Consider the following 2,112-nt stretch of genomic DNA (forward strand, 5'->3'; position numbering starts at 1 on the left):
CGCCGTAATAGGCTGGCGGACCGCCATAATAGGAATAGGCGGGAGACCATCCGCCGTAATACGCCGGTCCATAATACGGCCGGTAGTAGCGCGGCCGGTAATAGCCGTCGTAATACCCGTAAGGCCCGTAATAGTAAGAGCTCGCCGCCGCGCCCGCGGCCAGCGCGCCGATAGCGAGACCCACGCCAAGGCCGGGGCCTATGCGATAGGCCTGAGCCGGCGCCGGTACAACAGCGCTACCGATCGCCGCCGCAGTCGCAATCATGATCGCCGTCTTTTTCATGCTCTATCCTCCTGCGAGGTACCGGCAAACAACGCGATCCACTTGGTTTGGTTGCAAAGGGAAGCGGCAGGAAGCAGTCCATGCGCATTTTTTTCTTCCGCTATCGGGAACCAGAACGATTACAGAATTTGGAGAGGTTCTTGATACCGAAAGGGATTTCTGATCCACGCCAAATGGCCGAATGGCGCGCGACGTCAAAAACTAGCGCGCGAAAAAGACGATCAGGAGCCCCAGCAGCACGGCGCCCACCAATCCCGCAATGAAAATGGCCTTGCGGGTTGTCGTTCTCAGAATGATTTCCCCGCCCCGCGCCTTCTCGGCCGGATAGGATTTCGGCGGCGGGGGCGGTTCTGCTGGACCTTCGCGTACCATCCCCGTCAATGCCGAGCTGCCAGGACCGTTCCACAGCACGCCAAAAAAGCGACCGCATGTTTCGTCCGACGATAAATCTATAAATCAAAATCTTGCCGATGCGAAAAATCCGTCTTGCAGGCCGGGGCTGGCGCAGGTTTGTTGCTATCGGCAGCGAGAATTAAGGCGCCGCATCTGGATCGCCGGCGCCAGTCGTCCAAAGCAAAATCATCATTGTCCGCAGGAGACATGGACCATGCGTTATCTTCACACCATGCTGCGCGTGCGAAATCTCGAGACCGCACTGAAATTTTTCCGCGATGCGCTCGGGCTGAAGGAAGTTCGTCGCGTCGACAATGAAAAGGCGAAATTCACGCTGGTGTTCCTGTGCGCGCCCGAAGACGAGAACCTGGTCAAGGCCTCCAAAGGCCGCGGCGCGCCGCTGATCGAATTGACCTACAATTGGGACGAGGAGACCTATGGCGAGGACCGCTATTTCGGCCATCTCGCCTACGAGGTCGACGACATTTATGCGACTTGCGAGCGCCTGATGAAGCTCGGCGTTACGATCAATCGACCGCCCCGCGACGGCCAGATGGCCTTCATCCGCTCGCCGGACCTTCACTCGATCGAACTGTTGCAGAAAGGCGATGCCCGGCCACCGGCCGAGCCGTGGAGTTCGATGCCGAACACCGGTCATTGGTGAGACCGCGGCGGCCGCTGCTGTCTATCTCTGGAAACGTCAGGCCGGAACGATTCCGCTCGCGCGCTGTTCACCTTGCAAATATCGACTTTCGAGGAGAGCAGAATGGGACGTGGACTTTTGCTTTGGCTGCTGGGCGTGCCGATCCCGGTGATCATTCTTCTGTGGCTGTTCTTCGGTCGTTGACGACCGCATCCAGCTCAATGAAGGCCTCGTTTCGGCGAGGCCTTTTTCACGCTCCCGCCTTCACCCCTGCCGCACGGCCGCGACGCTGCGTTCAGCGCCGAATGCCGCCGCCGATGCTGATGCCGCCGCCGATCCGCACGCAGGTCGACGAGCCCTCGAGCCTGACAAAGTCGGGACCGTATTCCGGGCAGGATTTTCGCGCTGTCGGCGTTTGCTTGACGGCCGCATGCCCGGCCTTGATATCGCGATGGGAGTGAGGCGAACCGCGCGTCTCGGCCCGGGCGGACACACCAGAGACCGTCAGCACCACGAGCATTCCGTGCAACGATCGCCGGATCATGTTGGATTCTTTCCTAAGGCCATTTCGACCCGCCCAGCCGCCTGTTTTGCATCGCTTTTGCGGCCCAAGCGAGGCCCCGCGCCAGTTCCGGCCTTCGTGGGGGAGAATGCTTGCCCCTCCGGGCAAACGCCACTATACGTTCCGCCGCTGCCGCCGGTCGGTTCACTGCGGACCGGAGACGCCGTTTGATCGAGCCGCTACAGGACATTGATTTAACGGCATTATCGCAGCGGATTTGAGACTGAAACG

Annotated in this window: 4 protein-coding genes (1 of these 4 cut by a window edge); 1 reads left to right on the forward strand and 3 read right to left on the reverse strand. The window is 60.1% G+C overall.

From position 1 onward, the window contains the following. Together BGN91_RS06680 and BGN91_RS06685 are read right to left on the reverse strand one after the other, a co-directional pair. Positions 1 to 283 carry the 5' portion of a hypothetical protein gene (locus BGN91_RS06680; protein ID WP_292611640.1) on the reverse strand. Its footprint begins 89 nt before the window's first position, so 283 of the gene's 372 nt are visible here — the first part of the coding sequence; it begins with the start codon at positions 281 to 283; the stop codon falls past the left edge of the window. A 201-nt stretch (positions 284 to 484) separates the two neighbouring features. Further along, a complete protein-coding gene (locus tag BGN91_RS06685; protein ID WP_292611642.1) occupies positions 485 to 655 on the reverse strand; it encodes a peptide ABC transporter permease in 171 nt (56 codons plus the stop codon). 235 nt (positions 656 to 890) lie between these two features. On the opposite strand from BGN91_RS06685, the gene BGN91_RS06690 reads away from it, so the two are divergent. Continuing rightward, a complete protein-coding gene (locus BGN91_RS06690) occupies positions 891 to 1,340 on the forward strand; it encodes a VOC family protein (RefSeq protein ID WP_292611644.1) in 450 nt (149 codons plus the stop codon). 274 nt (positions 1,341 to 1,614) lie between these two features. On the opposite strand, the gene BGN91_RS06695 is transcribed toward BGN91_RS06690, so the two are convergent. Beyond that, positions 1,615 to 1,833, reverse strand: coding sequence for a hypothetical protein (locus BGN91_RS06695; protein WP_292611646.1), 219 nt, complete (start codon positions 1,831 to 1,833; stop codon positions 1,615 to 1,617). Between the last annotated feature and the right edge of the window lie 279 nt (positions 1,834 to 2,112).

The sequence above is a fragment of the Nitrobacter sp. 62-13 genome (assembly GCF_001896955.1).
In the GTDB taxonomy this organism is placed as follows: domain Bacteria; phylum Pseudomonadota; class Alphaproteobacteria; order Rhizobiales; family Xanthobacteraceae; genus Nitrobacter.